The organism is Bradyrhizobium sp. A5 (genome assembly GCF_042076515.1).
GTDB classification, from domain to species: domain Bacteria; phylum Pseudomonadota; class Alphaproteobacteria; order Rhizobiales; family Xanthobacteraceae; genus Bradyrhizobium; species Bradyrhizobium cosmicum.
This window is the reverse complement of record NZ_CP148990.1, coordinates 1534721-1551787: the sequence shown is the minus strand read 5'-3', so window position 1 is coordinate 1551787 and position 17067 is coordinate 1534721. Positions and strand designations below refer to the sequence as shown.

Genomic DNA, 17067 nt, shown 5'->3' with positions numbered 1-17067 from the left:
CGGGGCAATGCGAAGCATCGAGCCCGGAATCCATCATGCCAAGCGTGACGGTCGGAGAAATGGATTCCGGGTTCGCGCTGACGCGCGCCCCGGAATGACAGCGGGGCCTAATCCCCCGCCTTCAGCCGATACCCGATCCCCGTTTCGGTCAGCACATATTGCGGCCGCTCCGGATCGGCTTCGATCTTCTGGCGGAGCTGGCGGACATAGACGCGCAGATATTGCGCGTCTGTCAGCTCGTCCCAGAGCTCCTTGAGCAGGAAGCGGTGGGTCAGCACCTTGCCGGCGTGCTGGACCAGCACGCGCAGGAGGTCGTACTCCTTCGGCGACAGCTTGATGTCGCGCTCGCCGACCTTGACGATGCGGCGGACGAGATCGACGGAGAGATCGCCGGTGCGGAATACCGGGCGTTCGCCCTGCACCTGAAGCTGGTGCCGCAGCGCCGCGCGCAGGCGGGCCAGCAGTTCGTCCATGCCAAACGGTTTTGTCAGATAATCGTCGGCGCCGAGATCGAGCGCCTGCACCTTGCCGGCCTCGTCGCCGCGGCTCGACAGCACCACGATCGGTACGCTTTCGTTGCGCGCGCGTATGGTACGCAACAGCTCATGGCCCTGAACGTCGGGCAGACCGAGATCGAGGATGATCAGCGCGGGGCCCTCGGCAAGCTTTTCCAGCGCGACCTTCCCGCTCGGCGCCTCCAGGATCTCGTAGCCCTGCGTCGTCAGCCCCATCCGCAGCAGCTTGCGGATCGGCGGCTCGTCGTCGATGACCAGAACCTTGATCGGGGCGGCGCTCATGCGGCAGTATCCAATGCTCGGGTCTGTGCCGGGATCGGCAGACGGATGGTGAGAACGGCGCCGTTGCGGTCGCTGCGGTTGGCGGCCGAGATCGTGCCGTGCATCGCCTCGACGAAGCCGCGGGAGATGGCGAGCCCAAGCCCGGTGCCGGGCCGAACATGATCGCCCTTCTGCGCGCGATAGAACTTGTCGAACACGCTCTCGAGCTCGTCGGGTGGAATGCCGCCGCCCTCGTCGGCAACCTGGAGCACCACATGGTCCCGCTCACGCCAGCTGCGGATCGCGATCGTGGTATCAACCGGCGAATATTTCGCCGCATTGTCGAGCAGATTGAACAGCACCTGCTCGAACAGCACGGCATCGAGCTGGAGCATCGGCAGGTCGGCGGCGAGCACCAGCTCGACCCTGTGGGCGGTGAGGATCTTGGCTGCCCGCCGGAGCGCGCTGCCGACGATCTCGCTGAGATCATGCAGCGCCGTGTTGGGAACGATGGCGCCGGATTCGAGCTTTGTCATATCGAGCAGATTGGCAATGAAGCGGTTGAGCCGCTCGGATTCGTCGATGACGGTGGCGAGCAGATCGCGCTTCTCGGTATCGGACAGCGCGCCGGCGAGATCACGCATGGTCGAGGCGGCGCCCAACACGGAGGCAAGCGGCGTCTTGAGATCATGCGAGATCGACGTCAGCAGCGCCGAACGGAGCCGCTCGGATTCGACGGTGCGCTTGACGCGGTCCATGTCCTCGACCAGCAACACCCGCTCGATCGCAAGCGCGCCCTGGTCGACCAGCGCGTCGAGCAGCCGACGCTGGTCCGGCGTTAGCAGCGGACCCGTGCGGTCGTTGTCAATGCCGATGACGCCGATCGGACCGCGCCCGGTGCGCATCGGCAGGAACAGCCGTTTGGCCCCCGGCAACGTGTCCGAGCCCCGGCCCGCGGGACGATCGTTGCTCCAGGCCCAGTTTGCGGCGGCAAGATCGGCCTGGTCGAGCTCATCCTCCGGCGGATAGCCGGATTTGACCGTGAGCAGGCCGTCCTCGGGCAGCAGCAGCACCACGCGAACCTTCAACATCAGCGCGGCCTGATAGGCGGTCGCCCACAGCACGTCGTCGAGCGTGGCGGTGCCCGCAAGCTTGCGGCTGAACGCATAGAGCTGCTCGGTGGTGCGGATGCGGCCGATCGCAGTGTCGGCCTGGATCCGCACCCGCCCCGCAAGATTCGACACCAGTATCGCGATCAGCATGAAGAAGAAGAACGCGGCGACGTTGGTCGGATCGGTGATGGTGAAAGTGTAGACCGGCGGCAGGAAGAAGAAATTATAGGCGAGCGACGACACCAGACTCGCAAGCAGCGACGGCCACAACCCATAGCGCACCGCGACCGTCACCACCGCGGTCAGGAAGACCAAATCGACATTCTCGACGCCGAACCGCGGCTTGATGACGACCGCCGCCGCAAGGCCGAGCACAGTGATGCCGAGCGCCTTGAGATAGGGCAGCGCATTGAACGGCTCCGACCGCGCGGCGGTCTGCACCGTCGGCTTCGACGACGACTGCTCGGCGAGCTCATCGCCGGGGATGACGTGAACGCTGATATTTCCGGCCCGACGGACGAGATCATGCACGACCGAACCGCGCGTCAGTTCGAACCAGCGCGAACGCGTCGACTTCCCGATCACGATCTGGGTGACGTTGTTGCCTTGTGCGAAACTGATGACGTCGTCGGCGATGCGGCGGCCGACGGCGGGAATGGTCAGCGCCTCTCCGCCGAGCGATTCGGCGAGCCGTAGCGTATCGGCGAGACGGTCGCGCTCCTGGTCCGAAAGCTGGAGCGAGCGCCGCGTCTCGATCGAGATCGCGGTGAACGGCGCATGCAGCCGGTCGGCAAGCCGCTTGGTGTAGCGCACGAGGCTGGCCGCGCGCGGATCTTCGCTGACGCAGACGAGGATGCGCTCGCCAACAGCCCACGGACCGGCGATGGCGTTCGCCTGCATGTGGGTGAGGAGCTGCTCGTCGACTCGCTCGGCTGTGCGCCGCAACGCCAGCTCGCGTAGCGCAGTGAGGTTGCCCGGCGAGAAATAATGCTCCAAAGCCCGCTCGGCTTGCCGGGACACATAGACCTTGCCCTCCTTCAACCGCTGGATCAGATCGTCCGGCGTGAGGTCGATCAGCTCGATCGCGTCGGCGCGGTCGAACACCGAATCCGGCACGGTTTCGCGCACCCGCACATGGGTGATCTGGGCGACGACGTCGTTCAGGCTCTCGATATGCTGGATGTTGACGGCGGTGTAGACGTCGATGCCGTGGGAGAGCAGTTCCTCGACGTCGAGATAGCGCTTCGGATGGCGGCTGCCGGCCGCGTTGGTGTGGGCGAGCTCGTCGACCAGCGCGATTTTCGGCCGGCGCGCGATCACGGCATCGAGGTCCATTTCCTCGACGATCTGGCCGCGGTAATCGAGCCGCTTGCGCGGGATCACTTCCAGCCCGCGCACCAGCGCCTCGGTCTCGGCCCGGCCGTGGGTCTCGACGAAGCCGACCACGACATCGATGCCCGCCTTTCGCTTGGCATGAGCACTTTGCAGCATCTCGTAGGTCTTGCCGACACCGGGGGCGGCGCCGACGAAGATCTTCAGCTTGCCGCTTGCCCCTTCCTCCCGGCGCGCGGCTTCCAGCAGCGCCTCGGGCGACGGACGTTGTAGGGGATCGCGGCGCTCCTGGACCATCAAACCAATATAATCATCCGGGCACCGCGAGCCTAGACCGCTACTTCGCGGCCGCGCGATCGAGCGCGAGGTTCAGGGCCAATACGTTAACGCGTGGTTCGCCCAGCAGGCCGAGCAGACGGCCCTGGGTGTTCGCGGCCACGATCTGCCGGACCTGTTCGTCCGGCATATTCCGGGCCCTGGCGACGCGCGGCACCTGGAATTGGGCGGCTGCCGGCGAGATATCCGGATCGAGGCCGCTGGCCGAGGTCGTGACGAGGTCGACCGGGACGGCGGCGTTCGGGTTCTCCGCCTTCAGCTTGTCCACGTCCTCCTTCAGCCGGTCGGCCAGCGCCTTGCTGGTCGGACCGAGATTGGAGCCGCCCGAATTGGCAGCGTTGTAGGGCGCCGACACCGTTTTGGTCGAATCATTCGGGTCCGGCGCCAGCGTCGCCGAAAGCCTGCCGTGGAAATATTTGTCGTCCTTGAACTCCTGACCGATCAGGGCGGAGCCGATCACCTTGCCGTCCTTCTCGATCAGGCTTCCGCTCGCCTGTGCGGGGAAGATCGCGCCGGCGATCCCGGTCATCGCGAGCGGATAGGCCAGTCCCGTGATGGCGGTGAGCACCAGCAACAGAACGATGGCGGGGCGGATTTCTCTAAGCATTCTAGATCTCCTATGTCTTTCGTCATTGCGAGCGAAACGAAGCAATCCAGGGTCTTTCCGCGGAGGCAGTCTGGACTGCTTCGCCAGCGCAAAATTGCTTCGCAATTCTGTCGCGGGCTCCTCGCAATGACGGGGTTAGGCCAGGTGCAAGGCGACGACGACGAGGTCGATCACCTTGATGCCGATGAAGGGAATGACGATGCCGCCGAGGCCGTAGATGAGCAGGTTACGGCGCAGCAATGCACCGGCACCGACAGCTCGGTAGGCAACGCCCTTCAGCGCCAACGGAATCAGCCCGATGATAATCAGCGCGTTGAAGATGATCGCCGACAGGATGGCGCTCTGCGGGCTCGACAGGTTCATGACGTTGAGCACGTTGAGCTGGGGGTAGAACGCCAGGAACATTGCGGGGATGATCGCAAAGTACTTTGCGACGTCGTTGGCGATCGAGAAGGTCGTCAGCGCGCCGCGCGTCATCAGGAGCTGCTTGCCGATCTCGACCACCTCGATCAGCTTGGTCGGATTGGAATCGAGGTCGACCATGTTGCCGGCCTCGCGGGCGGCCTGGGTGCCGGTGTTCATGGCGACGCCGACGTCGGCCTGCGCGAGCGCCGGCGCGTCGTTGGTGCCGTCGCCGCACATCGCCACAAGCTTGCCCTTGGCTTGCTCGTCGCGAATCAGCTTGAGCTTGTCCTCGGGCGTTGCCTGCGCCAGGAAATCATCCACGCCGGCCTCCGCCGCGATCGCGGCTGCCGTCATCGGGTTGTCGCCGGTGATCATGACGGTGCGGATGCCCATGCGGCGCAGCTCAGCGAAGCGCTCGCGAATCCCGCCCTTGACGATGTCCTTGAGCTGGATGACGCCGAGCAGCTTGCCGTCCTTCGCGACCGCAAGCGGCGTCCCGCCCGCCTTGGCGATCTCGTCGGCGATGGTCTGCACCTCGCGGCCGACGTCGGAAAGCGCCGTGGAGTGGAGGGCACGGGCGGTGTTGCCGGAGGCAACCGCCAGCGTCGCACCACCACCGATATAGCTGAGCATGGCATCGACCGCGCCCTTGCGCACTGACGAGCCGCCGGCATCGACGCCGCTCATGCGGGTTTGCGCCGTGAACGGGATGAAGGTGGCGCCAAGCTCGGCCATGTCGCGGCCGCGGATGCCATACTTCTCCTTCGCCAGCACGACGATCGAGCGGCCCTCCGGCGTCTCGTCGGCGAGCGAGGCAAGCTGGGCGGCATCCCCCAGCTCCTGCTCGGTGACACCGCGCACGGGACGGAACGCGGTTGCTTGCCGGTTGCCGAGGGTGATGGTGCCGGTCTTGTCCAGCAACAGCGTATCGACGTCGCCGGCGGCTTCAACCGCGCGGCCGGACATCGCCAGCACGTTGAAGCGCACCAGGCGGTCCATGCCGGCGATGCCGATGGCAGAGAGCAGCGCGCCGATCGTGGTCGGAATCAGCGTCACGAACAGAGCGACCAGCACGATCACCGAGATCGAGCCGCCGGCATAGGCGGCATAGCTCGGAATCGTGACGGTGGCGAACACGAAGATGATGGTGAGGCCGGCCAGCAGGATGTTGAGCGCGATCTCGTTCGGCGTCTTCGCACGCTCGGCGCCCTCGACCAGCTTGATCATGCGGTCGATGAAGGTCGAGCCCTGCGCCGCCGTGATACGAACGCGGATCCAGTCGGACAGCACCTGGGTGCCGCCGGTCACGGCCGAACGGTCGCCGCCGGACTCGCGAATGACGGGAGCGGATTCGCCGGTGATGGCGGCCTCGTTGACCGAGGCGACGCCCTCGATCACTTCGCCATCGGAGGGGATGGTATCGCCGGCCTCGACCAACACGATGTCGCCGACCTTCAGGCTTGTGCCCGGCACCAGCTTGAAGGGCTGGCCCGCACCGGTCAGCAGCTTGGCCTGACTCTCAGTGCGGGTCTTGCGTAGCGATTCCGCCTGCGCCTTGCCACGGCCCTCGGCGACCGCTTCGGCGAAATTGGCGAACAGGACGGTAAACCACAGCCAGATGATGATCTGGAAGGTAAAGCCGAGGTTCTCACCGCCGGTGACGAGATCGCGCAGGAAGATCACGGTGGTGAGCGCAGCCACGATCTCGACCACGAACATCACGGGGTTCTTGATCATCAGCCGCGGATCGAGCTTGGTGAAGGACGCGCCGATCGCGGGGACCACGATCTTCGGATCCAGCATCGCCGAAACCGGCGTGCGCTTGTTGGTTTTAAGGACAGATTCCATGGACGTAACTCCGAAAGAGCTCGATCAGAAGACGTTGCCGGCGTTCATCGCGAGGTGCTCGACGATGGGACCGAGCGCGAGCGCCGGGAAGAAGGTGAGACCGCCGATGATCAGGATCACGCCGACGACGAGGCCGACGAACAGCCCGCCGGTGGTCGGGAACGTGCCCGCCGACGGAGGGATCGATTTCTTGGCCGCCAGCGAGCCAGCGATCGCCATCGCCGGGATGATCATGAAGAAGCGGCCGACGAACATCGCGCTGGCGAGCGTGAGGTTGTAGAAGAGCGTGTTGCCGGTGAGGCCCGCGAAGGCCGAGCCATTGTTGCCGGTCGCCGAGGTGAAGGCGTAGAGCACCTCGGTGAAGCCATGCGGCCCGGCATTCGCCATCGATGCCACCGCCGCCGGATAGACCACGCCGACCGCGGTCCAGCCGAGATACATCAGCGGCAGCACCAGGATCGCGAGCATCGCCATCTTGACCTCGCGCGCCTCGATCTTCTTGCCGACATATTCCGGCGTGCGGCCGACCATCAGGCCTGCGACGAAGATCGCGAGCACGACGAACAGCAGCATGCCATAGAGGCCGGCGCCGACGCCGCCGATGATGATTTCGCCGAGCTGCATGTTGATCAGCGGAATCATGCCGCCGAGCGCGGTGAAGCTGTCATGCATCGCGTTGACCGCGCCGCACGAGGCGGCCGTCGTGACCACGGCGAACAGCGAGGACGCGACGATGCCGAAGCGGACCTCCTTGCCCTCCATGTTGCCGCCGGTGAGGCCGAGCGCGTGCATTGTCGCGGTGCCGTTGGCTTCCGCCCAATATGTGATGGTGACGCCGGCGACGAACAGCACGCCCATCACGGCCAGGATCGCCCAGCCCTGGCGCTGGTTGCCGACCATGCGGCCGAATACGTTGGTCATGGCCGCGCCGATCAGGAAGATCGACAGCATCTGCACGAAGTTAGACAGCGCCGTCGGGTTCTCGAAGGGATGCGCGGCGTTGGCGTTGAAGAAGCCGCCGCCATTGGTGCCGAGCATCTTGATCGCGACCTGGGAGGCGACCGGTCCGACCGCGATGGTCTGCTTGGCGCCCTCGAGCGTCGTCGCCTCGACGTAGTCGCCAAGCGTCTGCGGCATGCCCTGTGAAATCAGGAACAGCGCGTAGACGACGCAGATCGGCAGCAGCACGTAAAGCGTGGTGCGGGTGACGTCGACCCAGAAATTTCCGACGGTGCGCATCGAGGCGCGCGAGAAGCCGCGGATCAGCGCCACCGCGAGCGCGATGCCGGTTGCCGCCGACAGGAAGTTCTGGTGCGTCAGGCCGACCATCTGCACGAGATAGGAGATCGTGCTCTCGCCGCCGTAGTTCTGCCAGTTGGTGTTGGTGATGAAGGAGATCGCTGTGTTGAAGGAGAGGTCCTCCGCGACTGCTCCCTGGCCTGCCGGATTGAAGGGCAGCACGGCCTGGAGACGCATCACGCCGTAGATGATGAGGAAGCCACCGACGTGAAACAGCAGCATTGCGACCGTGTAGGTCACCCAATGCTGCTCGCGCTTCTCGTCGACGCCGGAGAACCAGTAGATGCCCGCCTCGATCGGGCGCAGCACCGGCGACAGGAACGTCCGCTCGCCGTTGAAGACGCGCGTCATATACCAGCCGAGCGGCTTGGTCAGCGCGGCGATGATCGCGCAGAAGAGAATGATCTGGAGCCAACCGATCATAGTCATGGCATTAACCCTTCAGACTTTGTGTCCGCCGCAGGAGCGGCAGCAGCAACGCAAGCAGGCAGGCGACGAGCGCGGCGTCGGCCAGCAGCAATTCGAGAAGCAGCAGCACGGATCAGAACCGCTCGGGCCGCAGCAGGGCGTAGGTGAGGTAAATCAGCAGGCCAAGCGACACGGCACCGGCGAGCGAATAATCGAAGATCATGATCCGTCCCTCACAGCCGTTCGCAGGCGTAGGTGTAGCCGATCGCAAGCGCGAAGAAGCCGAAGCCCAGCGCCAGCATCAGAATGTCCATCATCGGGTTCTCCTCGTTGCGCGACGATATCCGGCACAACTGCCTCTGGTTCCCGGCCAATCGCTGCGCGGCAATGCAATGCATGTCTCCGGCGATCGGCCGGAACTTTCACCGCGTTGAAGTGCCATCGCGCGCATAGGTTTTCGAGATGAGCCCTATGGCGACTTTATAGGAATCCCATAAAGACCGGCCCCGGGTTCGAGGCGGCCGAGTGGCACCGGCAAGGCACTCCAGATGCTGGGTCCGAGAGATTGGTCCGAACATGCACCTCAGCGATGCTGATCCGGCATCACCTTCGTCTGCGATTGTTACGGCGGACCGTCGCCGTGGTCTTCCAAGAACGCCCTGATTCCGGAGGCTGCCGCCCGCTTCGCAAAAACTGCTGTCGAATACGGGCGCTTGCATCGCGTCATATCCGGCAGCGTCCGTGCGTTTATGAAATCCCTATATCTCCCGCCCTCTCCTCACCTCGCTTTCAAATGCCCTTCCAGCCATCTTGGAGAGGCCGGCCGACTGACCGACGCCAAATCCAGGAGGCCTGACATGACCGCCGCTCTCCGACGCATTTCCCCGCCTTCTCTCAGCCCGCAGCTTCGTGCCGCACCGGCGATGACCAAGCCGTTGATGCTCGACATCATCGACAACGCCTGCCGGCGCTTCCCTTCGCTCGGACAGAGCGGACGCACCGTGCGCGTCATGCGACTGGTCGATGCCGAGGCCTGGGCCGAGGCCGCGCTGGCGCTGATCGAGCTCGAGCTGCCGATGTGGCAGGTCCGCCGCATCGTCTATGACGAGGGTGAGTGGCACTGCGCGCTCTCGCGCGAACGCGAATTGCCGGACTGGCTGGACGCCGCTGTCGAAGCCCGCCACGCCGACCTGGCACTCGCCCTGCTGTCCGCTTTCGTCGAAGTTCAGGCCTTGGCCGTGGAGGCGTCGCGGCCGAGCGTCCCCACGGTGCGTCCTGCCCCGGACTCGTTCTACGAGCCCGTCGGCTGCGAGAATTTCCGCTAGTTCCAGACGGGTTTGTGCCTTGCCGCAATCTTCGGACATGTCGCCGGCCCTGAGCCCGTCAAGGGTGATCGCACGCTTTGCCGTCCGCATTGTGCTTCTCTCTGCCTTTGCCGCGTTCGGCAGCATCGGCTTCGGACGAAGCCTCAAGGCGCTGCTCTGGATGTCGATCATCCTGTGTGCGGCTGTCGCCCTTCTCAGGCGCGAACCGCCGTTCGGCGCCGTCCTCAACCATTGGGACGAATGCGCCGCGTTCGGCGCGCTGTTCGCACTGGTTCATGTCGTCGACGAGCTGACCTGATCGCCGGCCTTTATGACGCGCTTATGAGATCGCCGCGCAGCCTCACTCGAAATCATATCTGCCTGAAACGATATTGATCGGACGGTTGCGGGACATGCGCCCGCCACCTCTGTCAATCGGAAGGAATACGTCCGTGAAACTCGTCGAACCTCCCTCGTGCAGCTCGCCCTCGACCATCGTCTTCATCGGCCGCAACCGCAGGGGCCAATGGGTCGCCCAGGAACAGAACGGCCTCTATGGCGGCCTGTTCGTCAGCCGCGCCCATGCCGTCAAATATGCGCTGTTCGAAAACGGGCAGCACCCTGAAACCATCGTCGAGCTGCCGCGCGAGATCGAGCTCGACATGGGCAAGAGCCCCAGCAGCAACAGCGTACGCCGCGCCGCCTGAGCCGGCGCATACAGGCGAACAGCCATGTTCACTCCACCCTCAGCCTGGTTCACCGGCTTCATCCCGGACATGCCGACGCCGTTCGATGCGGCGGATGCGATCGACCTCAAGGCGTTCGCCGCCCTCTGCGAGCGCCAGGTCGCGGCGGGCGTTCCCGCGCTCGTGGTCTGCGAGACCGCCGGCGAAGCGCCGACGCTCTCGCCGGCCGAGCAGGAGCTGATCATCCGCACCGCGGTCGATGTCGCTCGCGGACGCGTGCGGGTCATCGCCGGCGCGGTCACGAACGCAACCAGCCATGCCATCGAGCTCGCGCGGCGGGCAGAGGCAGCCGGCGCCGACGCCGTGATGGCGGCGGTTCCCGCCTACAACAAGCCGATGCAGGAGGGGATGCTCGCGCATTTTCGGGCGATCGCGGGCTCGATCGACTTGCCCGTGATCCTGCACGACATTCCCTCTCGCACGCTGCGCCCGCTCGCCGACGAGACGCTTCTGCGCCTCGTGGAGTCCCGCCAGTTCGTCGGCCTGCGCGACGGCAGCGGCGATATCACCCGTCCGATGCGTATGAGTCGGCACCTGCCGGCCGGCTTTCGCTTTCTATCCGGCGACGACACCACGGCGTTCGGCTTCATCGCCAGCGGCGGCGACGGGGCAATCTCGGAGGTCGCCAACATCGCTCCGGATCTGTGCCGTACGATCTTCTCCCAGGTCAGGCAGGGTCGACTGCAATCGGCGCGCTACCTGCACAAGCGCCTGATCCCGCTGATCGCGTGCCTCGCCAAGGAGAGCCCAGCCGCGCTCAAATACGCATTGAGCGTGCTTGGCTTGATGTCGCACGGCACGAGGCTGCCGATCGTACCGTTGGACGCAGCCGCGCAGAGGGAGGTGGTACGGGCGTTCGCTGCGATCGCCGACGAGGAGCTGATCGACAGCGTCGGCGCCTGACGCGTCGCGGAGTGTCCGGGTATCTCATGCTGCAATCAGTCAAGGAATCTCACAGGCTGCTCCGCGCCTGGCAGCTGGCGCTGCTGCGCTTTGCCGTGACGTTGGATGAGTCCGACAGGCTCAATGTCGCGGCGCTCGCGGCGGAGCTCGATCGTCCCAGTGGCCGGCGTGACCCCGATGGCTCGCTCCACTTCTTCCGGCGGACCAGCTCGCAACTCTGCGCGGCCATCAGCGGGCAGCTTCAAGACGCGGATGCGATCCTCGACTGCTTCTGCAAGCAGATCGGGGAACCGCGGCTGAGGCTGGCCTTTGCCGCAGCGATCGGGATGACGCATCCCGATCCCGCGCCGTCCCAGGCCCAGCCGAAGCGGCGCCCTGATCTCTTCAAAGGGCTGCCGGCACGACGCTCCGCATCATTATGACATTCCTATACGGGCACCGCGGCGCCCATCTCGCAATCCCACGCAACGATGGACATCATAAGTGGCAGATTGGAGCGGCTGTCTTGCCGCGCCGCTGACGAGGACCTCCAAAATGTCGATCTTGACACATGGCTTTGACCGACCTTTCGACGCAGCCGAGCGCCCGGCGCGATTTTCGGCGGCGCGCAAGGCCCAGCTCAAGCGCTTCGGGCTTCAGGCGCTGGCCTTGCTCTCGATGGGCAGCGTGCTCACCGCGCTGATCGCACTGAAGACCGCCATTTATGTCTGGCACCTCCACGCCTGAGGGCATGGGAGACCATCATGACCTTGCAGATGTGTGAAGACGCCGCCATGGCCGCGCTCGCCCTGCAGGCAGGGCGTCGCCGGCCTGAGGCCCAGCAGGCGCAGACGCTTGGGCCGATCGACCCGGATGTCGTCAGCGCTGCCATTCCCGCCTTTTTCATCGGGCGCAACCGCGCCGGCCTCTGGATCGCGCGCGAAGCCAATGGCAGCATCGGCGGTCTGTTCCTGTTCAAGAGCTCTGCGATCGATTTCGCCAACCGCCAGAGCAAGCCGGAGCGATGCGCACTGGTGTTCCCCACCGAGACGTTCGAGCTCGACATCGAGAACCGCGGCAATCCGCTGATCGTGCTGGCGGAGGGAACGAGGCGGCTCCTTGCACGCATGACCACAAGAGGGCGGCCATGATCGAGCTCAAGATTGCCATCCTGGTGGCATTGATGACCGCATTGCTGCTCGGCATGCGCATCACCGCCACCTCGGACAAATAGCATGCAGCTTCTCAAGGGAAATCTGGAGCAGGCGGTGACTACGACGATCCTTGTCATGACGCTGAGCCTGATCTGGGGCGCGATCCTGACGCTCGTGATCACGCTCCTCGCACGCGGGCTCGGGGTTTAACGCTTCTCTGTTTCCGCCTCGATCAGCCGCGCCAGTTCCGTCGCCGTGACCTCGATCGGCCTGCGACTGCGCTCGACGCGGGCCTGGATCAGCGCTCCCTGCAGCGCGGAGGTACAGAGCACGGCAAGCGCGTCCGCCCGCGGGCGCGCAAACCCATCAGCGATCAGCTTCTCACGGAGGATCGATATTCGCGCCGCATAGGCCCTGCGGCCGGCCTCGGACACCGCGCGCTCGCGCGGAGCCAGTTCCAGCAGCACGGTCGTGATCGGGCAGCCGTTGCGAAAGCCGGAGGCCTGCATCCACCCCGCCAGCAGCCTTGCATGGGCGCGCAGCAGATCGCCGGCCGAGCTGCAGTCCTCCGCGAGCTTTGCCACCGTTTCCGCGACGCGGCGGCCGGCCTCTTCGACCGCGGCCACCGCGATCGAGGACTTTCCGTCCGGAAAGTAATGGTAGAGCGAGCCCTTGGGCGCGCCACTGACATCCACGATGTCGTTCAGGCCGGTGCGGGCAAATCCCTGCCGCCGGAACAGCGTCACCGCGGCGTTGATGATGGGTTGGCGGTGTTTCGGCACGGCCGGCATGGCGCTCTCCTCTGGCCAAAAATTATATTGATTGGTCTACATCGGCCTCCGACAGTCAAGCCACGACAACGGAAGGGAGGGCAAGATGCCCAATGGCGTGGCTTACGAGCTGAGGGACGGCGTCGCACGGATCGTGCTCGACGACGGCAAGGTCAATGTGATGTCGACAGCCCTGCTGGGCGCAATCGGCGCGGCCTTCGACCGCGCCGAAACCGAGGCCGAGATCGTGGTGCTGCGCTCGGCACGGCCGGGCATCTTTTCCGCCGGCTTCGATCTGAAGGTGTTCGCCTCGGGCGATGCCGCCAAGAGCCTCGACATGGTGCGCGCCGGCGCTCAACTTGCATTGCGGCTGATGTCGTTTCCGCATCCGACCATCGGCGTGATGGAGGGGCATGCCTATCCGATGGGGACGTTCCTGCTGCTCGCCTGTGACGTCAGGCTGGGGGCGCGCGGTCCGCATCGCATGGGACTGAACGAGGTCGCGATCGGAATCGCGCCGCCGAGCTTCGCCATCGAGCTCGCGCGCAGCCGGGTGCACCCGGCCTGGCTCAGCCGTACTGCGACGCTGGGCGAGATGTACGAGCCCGAGCAGGCACTGACCGCCGGCTTTCTCGACCATCTGGTCGCGCCGGAAGCGATCGAAGGCAGCCTCGACGAAATCATCGCGGGCTTGCGCGCCATTCACAAGCCGTCACATGCCACCGCAAAGAGACGCCTGCGCCAGCCCGCCATCGATGCCATGCGCGCAGCGATCGAGCGGGAGCTGACCATGGCTGCCTACGAGGCGAGCAGCCGGGCCCGCGAGGCGGTCGCGATGCCGACTTGAGGTCACTGATCTCCCTCGGAAACAATCCGGCCGATCTGGCGCAATTTCGCGGAACCGTGTAGATCGGTTTCATGAGAATGAGCAGCGTCAACGTCGTCGCCCACCCCCTGGTCCAGCACAAGCTTTCCCTGATGCGGGAGAAGGACCGCTCGACCAAGAGCTTTCGCGAGATCCTGAACGAGATCGGGATGCTGCTGGGCTACGAGGTGACGCGCGACCTGCCGCTGGAGCTGGTCGAGATCGAGACGCCGATCGCGCCGATGCAGGCCCCTAAGATCGCCGGCAAGAAGCTCACGCTGGCGCCGGTCCTGCGCGCCGGCGTCGGCTTCCTCGACGGCATGCTGGCGCTGATGCCGTCGGCGCGCATCGCCCATATCGGGCTCTATCGCGACCCCGACACATTGCAGGCCGTGGAATATTACTTCAAGGCACCACAGGATCTGTCCGACCGCACCGTGATCCTGATGGACCCGATGCTGGCGACCGGCAACTCGGCCTGCGCCGGGGCCTCCCTGCTCAAGGCGCGCGGCGCCCGCGATATCCGCTTCGTCTGCCTGCTCGCCGCGCCCGAAGGCATCGCCCAGTTCCAGAGCGAGCATCCCGACGTGCCGGTCTGGACCGCCGCGATCGACGAGCGGCTCAACGACCACGGCTACATCGTGCCGGGCCTGGGCGATGCCGGCGACCGGATGTTCGGCACCAAGTAGACAGGTTTGTGCGATCGGGTTACTCCGGTTGGCATGAGCGCCAATGAATTTTCGCTGCAATCGCTGATCGCCACCGAGACCGCCGCCGATCCCGCCTTCGTCTTCGACGGCGTGCCCGTCTCGCGCGCGGAGTTCTCTGCCAAGGTCGAGCAGACGGCGGCCTGGCTTGCGGCCCAGGGCGTCGGCCGGGGCGACGTCGTCGCGGTCTGGCTGGTCAACCGGGTCGAATGGATCGCGCTGCTGTTCGCGGCCGCGCGCCTCGGTGCAGTCGTTGCCGCCGTCAACACCCGCTACCGCAGCGCGGAGGTTGCGCATCTGCTCAAAGTCTCCGGCGCCAGGCTGATGGTGGTCGAGGCCGCGTTCCGCTCGATCGATTTTGCCGCCATTCTCGCCGATATTGCCAGGGACGCGGTGCCCGCGCTGCAAGGGCTCGCGGTGGTCGGCGCGGATGCGATCCCCGCGCAATGGCCGTGCATCCGCTTCGACGCCTTCGAGACTTATCCGCCTGCTCCGTTTGCGCAGAACGATGTCGACCTGCCGGTGCTGCTCTACACCACGTCAGGCACGACCAAGGGACCAAAACTCGTCGCACACTCGCAGCGGACGCTGGCCATGCACGCCGCCTCCGTCGCCAAAGCACTCAAGCTCGATCCGCAGCGCCATTCGCTGCTGGCGATGCTGCCGTTCTGCGGCACGTTCGGGATGACCAGCCTGCTCGGCTTCATCGCAGCCGGCGCGACCGTGCATGTGCTCGATGCCTTCGAAGCCGCGCCGGCACTCCAAATCCTCAGCAAGCACAAGATCACGCACTCGTTCGGCTCGGACGAGATGTTCCGACGCATCCTCGCGCTCACCGATGCGCCGCGCCCGTTCCCGCATCTCGAAATCTGCGGCTACGCCGCGTTTCAGCCCGGCTGGCGCGAACTGGCGGCGGCGTCCGAGGCGCGAGGCTTGCCGCTCTACGGCCTCTACGGTTCGAGCGAGGTGCAGGCGCTGTTCTCGATCGCCCGCCCCGACGACGCCTTCGCGGACCGGATCGATGGCGGCGGCTGGCCGATGTCAGCCGATGCAAAGGTGCGCGTACGCGACATGGAGACCGGCGAGCTGGCCGCGCACGGCGTCTCCGGCGAGATCGAGATCAGTGCGCCGTCGCGCTTCCTCGGCTATTTCAACAACCCTGAAGCCACGCGCGAGGCCATCACCGCCGACGGCTTCTTCCGCACCGGAGACATCGGCCGGCTGCGCGGCGACGGCGCCTTCGTCTACGAGACCCGGGCGGGCGATGCGATGCGGCTCGGCGGCTTCCTGGTTGCGCCGGGCGAGATCGAGGACGAGCTCAAATCCTGCAGCGGCGTCGCTGACGCCCAGGTCGTCGCGGTCGATCTGAAGGGCCAGGCGCGCTGCGTCGCCTTCGTAATTGCGCACCAAGGGCAGCTGGAGCGGGAGGCGCTGACTGCGCGGCTGCGCGAGCGGCTCGCCGGCTACAAGGTACCGGCGCGCATCTACGTCGTCGACGCGTTCCCGATCACGGACAGCGCCAATGGCGTCAAGATCCAGCGCGCGCGGCTTCGCGCCATGGCCATGGACCGCATCGCAACCGAATGAGCCCAGCCTATTTCAGGTAGCTCGCCAGGTTCATGCTCAGGATCTTGCCGAGCGCCGAATAGGACGCGGTCAGTTGCGACTCGTAGGTCGAGAGCTGCGCCGTAATCGCGGCGACGTCGACGCTGGTGAGGTCGCTCGACAACGTCTCGGCATAGCTCTTGTAGTCGGTTTGGCGGGCGCTCGCCGTCTCGATCGAGGATGCCGCGTTGGAGAGCTTGGCCTGGACCGCCGCGGTGTCGTCGAGAGCCGTACTGGCGAGATCGAGCGCGCTGGAGATGTCCGAGGACGACAGTGAGGTACTGTTGGCTACGAACTTCAGAACGCGCATCACCTCCTCGAACGCCGAATTGTCGGCCGTGACGCCATAGGACACGGTCTGGTCGGCTGCGACACGCACCGAAGCTATCTCGTCATCTCCCCCGTAGTAGCTGGTGTCCGCCGTGGTGAGGGGCCCCGCTCCCGCCGAAAAGCTCGAGAGGTCGACCGGCGCGGTGTCCGTCTTGCCGCCGCCAAAGACATATTGGCCGTCATATTGCGTGTTCATGAGCGAGCCCATCTCCTCCAGCATCTGCTGGGCGGAGCTGATCACCGAGTTTGTCTCGGTCGAGCTTCCGGTCGAGGCGGCGCTGAGCTGGGAACGGAGCTGTGTGAGAATGTCGGTCATCGAGCCGACAGCCGAATACATCACCTGGACCTTGCTGTCCGCGAGGGTCGCGGCATCGATGTAGGATTGCGCGCGCGTCACCGAGACCTGGAGGTTCACGACATGCTGCGCGTCCGAGCCATAGCCGCCGTAGTCGGTCGAGATCAGGCCCGACGATTCCTGGGTCTGCTTTTCGGCCATGACCGACTGCACGCGCAGCGCGTCCGCGATCATCTTGTTCGACTGCGCGAAGGTCGCGACCCGCATCGCCACCATGGCCCGCTCC

General features: G+C 65.4%; 19 protein-coding genes. 11 read left to right on the top strand and 8 right to left on the bottom strand.

Going from position 1 to position 17067, the window contains the following annotated elements:
* Positions 1 to 107: 107 nt before the first annotated feature.
* The 6 genes from WHZ77_RS07315 to WHZ77_RS07290 form a co-directional block, all read right to left on the bottom strand.
* Entirely contained in the window at positions 108 to 797 is a 690-nt protein-coding gene (locus tag WHZ77_RS07315) for a response regulator (protein WP_015684088.1), read from the bottom strand.
* Positions 794 to 3517 carry a DUF4118 domain-containing protein gene (locus WHZ77_RS07310; RefSeq protein ID WP_375313061.1) on the bottom strand — a complete coding sequence of 908 codons (2724 nt, stop codon included), beginning with the start codon at positions 3515 to 3517 and terminating at the stop codon, positions 794 to 796. Before WHZ77_RS07310 ends, WHZ77_RS07315 begins: the two co-directional genes overlap by 4 nt.
* Positions 3518 to 3557: 40 nt before the next feature.
* The gene (locus tag WHZ77_RS07305; protein WP_375313060.1) at positions 3558 to 4163 is read right to left on the bottom strand and encodes a K(+)-transporting ATPase subunit C; all 606 of its coding nucleotides are present in this window, start codon (positions 4161 to 4163) and stop codon (positions 3558 to 3560) included.
* 135 nt (positions 4164 to 4298) lie between these two features.
* The gene (kdpB, locus tag WHZ77_RS07300; protein ID WP_375313059.1) at positions 4299 to 6416 is read right to left on the bottom strand and encodes a potassium-transporting ATPase subunit KdpB; all 2118 of its coding nucleotides are present in this window, start codon (positions 6414 to 6416) and stop codon (positions 4299 to 4301) included.
* Positions 6417 to 6440: 24 nt separating this feature from the next.
* Complete coding sequence (gene kdpA / locus WHZ77_RS07295) at positions 6441 to 8144, bottom strand: potassium-transporting ATPase subunit KdpA (RefSeq protein WP_375313058.1); 1704 nt, start codon at positions 8142 to 8144, stop codon at positions 6441 to 6443.
* Positions 8145 to 8256: 112 nt separating this feature from the next.
* Positions 8257 to 8346, bottom strand: a complete 90-nt coding sequence (locus WHZ77_RS07290) for a K(+)-transporting ATPase subunit F (RefSeq protein WP_042340291.1) — start codon at positions 8344 to 8346, stop codon at positions 8257 to 8259.
* 634 nt (positions 8347 to 8980) lie between these two features.
* Between WHZ77_RS07290 and WHZ77_RS07285 the strand changes: the two genes are divergently transcribed.
* The 8 genes from WHZ77_RS07285 (at position 8981) to WHZ77_RS07250 (ending at position 12419) form a co-directional block, all read left to right on the top strand.
* Entirely contained in the window at positions 8981 to 9448 is a 468-nt protein-coding gene (locus WHZ77_RS07285; protein ID WP_375313057.1) for a hypothetical protein, read from the top strand.
* A 37-nt stretch (positions 9449 to 9485) separates the two neighbouring features.
* Complete coding sequence (locus WHZ77_RS07280; RefSeq protein ID WP_375313056.1) at positions 9486 to 9746, top strand: hypothetical protein; 261 nt, start codon at positions 9486 to 9488, stop codon at positions 9744 to 9746.
* Positions 9747 to 9879: 133 nt separating this feature from the next.
* On the top strand, positions 9880 to 10134 hold the full coding sequence (locus WHZ77_RS07275) for a hypothetical protein (protein ID WP_375313055.1): 255 nt from the start codon (positions 9880 to 9882) through the stop codon (positions 10132 to 10134).
* Between the two features lie 24 nt (positions 10135 to 10158).
* Positions 10159 to 11076, top strand: a complete 918-nt coding sequence (gene dapA / locus WHZ77_RS07270) for a 4-hydroxy-tetrahydrodipicolinate synthase (RefSeq protein WP_375313054.1) — start codon at positions 10159 to 10161, stop codon at positions 11074 to 11076.
* Between the two features lie 26 nt (positions 11077 to 11102).
* Positions 11103 to 11498, top strand: coding sequence for a hypothetical protein (locus WHZ77_RS07265; RefSeq protein WP_375313053.1), 396 nt, complete (start codon positions 11103 to 11105; stop codon positions 11496 to 11498).
* Positions 11499 to 11610: 112 nt separating this feature from the next.
* Positions 11611 to 11802 (top strand): hypothetical protein, encoded by a 192-nt coding sequence (locus WHZ77_RS07260; RefSeq protein ID WP_375313052.1) that lies wholly within the window; start codon positions 11611 to 11613, stop codon positions 11800 to 11802.
* A gap of 17 nt (positions 11803 to 11819) precedes the next feature.
* Positions 11820 to 12206: a hypothetical protein gene (locus tag WHZ77_RS07255; protein ID WP_375313051.1), complete on the top strand. Its 387-nt coding sequence runs from the start codon at positions 11820 to 11822 to the stop codon at positions 12204 to 12206.
* Between the two features lie 84 nt (positions 12207 to 12290).
* On the top strand, positions 12291 to 12419 hold the full coding sequence (locus tag WHZ77_RS07250) for a hypothetical protein (RefSeq protein WP_015684076.1): 129 nt from the start codon (positions 12291 to 12293) through the stop codon (positions 12417 to 12419).
* On the opposite strand, the gene WHZ77_RS07245 is transcribed toward WHZ77_RS07250, so the two are convergent.
* Positions 12416 to 13000 carry a TetR/AcrR family transcriptional regulator gene (locus WHZ77_RS07245; RefSeq protein WP_375313050.1) on the bottom strand — a complete coding sequence of 195 codons (585 nt, stop codon included), beginning with the start codon at positions 12998 to 13000 and terminating at the stop codon, positions 12416 to 12418. The genes WHZ77_RS07250 and WHZ77_RS07245 overlap by 4 nt on opposite strands.
* Before the next feature lie 85 nt (positions 13001 to 13085).
* Here WHZ77_RS07245 and WHZ77_RS07240 point away from each other — a divergent pair, with 85 nt between their 5' ends.
* From WHZ77_RS07240 to WHZ77_RS07230, 3 genes are all read left to right on the top strand, one after another.
* Positions 13086 to 13826, top strand: a complete 741-nt coding sequence (locus tag WHZ77_RS07240) for a crotonase/enoyl-CoA hydratase family protein (RefSeq protein ID WP_375313049.1) — start codon at positions 13086 to 13088, stop codon at positions 13824 to 13826.
* A gap of 71 nt (positions 13827 to 13897) precedes the next feature.
* Positions 13898 to 14533 (top strand): uracil phosphoribosyltransferase, encoded by a 636-nt coding sequence (gene upp, locus WHZ77_RS07235; RefSeq protein WP_375313048.1) that lies wholly within the window; start codon positions 13898 to 13900, stop codon positions 14531 to 14533.
* 33 nt (positions 14534 to 14566) lie between these two features.
* Complete coding sequence (locus tag WHZ77_RS07230; protein WP_375313047.1) at positions 14567 to 16138, top strand: AMP-binding protein; 1572 nt, start codon at positions 14567 to 14569, stop codon at positions 16136 to 16138.
* Positions 16139 to 16145: 7 nt separating this feature from the next.
* Here WHZ77_RS07230 and WHZ77_RS07225 read toward each other — a convergent pair whose 3' ends face one another.
* A complete protein-coding gene (locus WHZ77_RS07225) occupies positions 16146 to 17057 on the bottom strand; it encodes a flagellin (protein ID WP_375313046.1) in 912 nt (303 codons plus the stop codon).
* Positions 17058 to 17067: the final 10 nt, after the last annotated feature.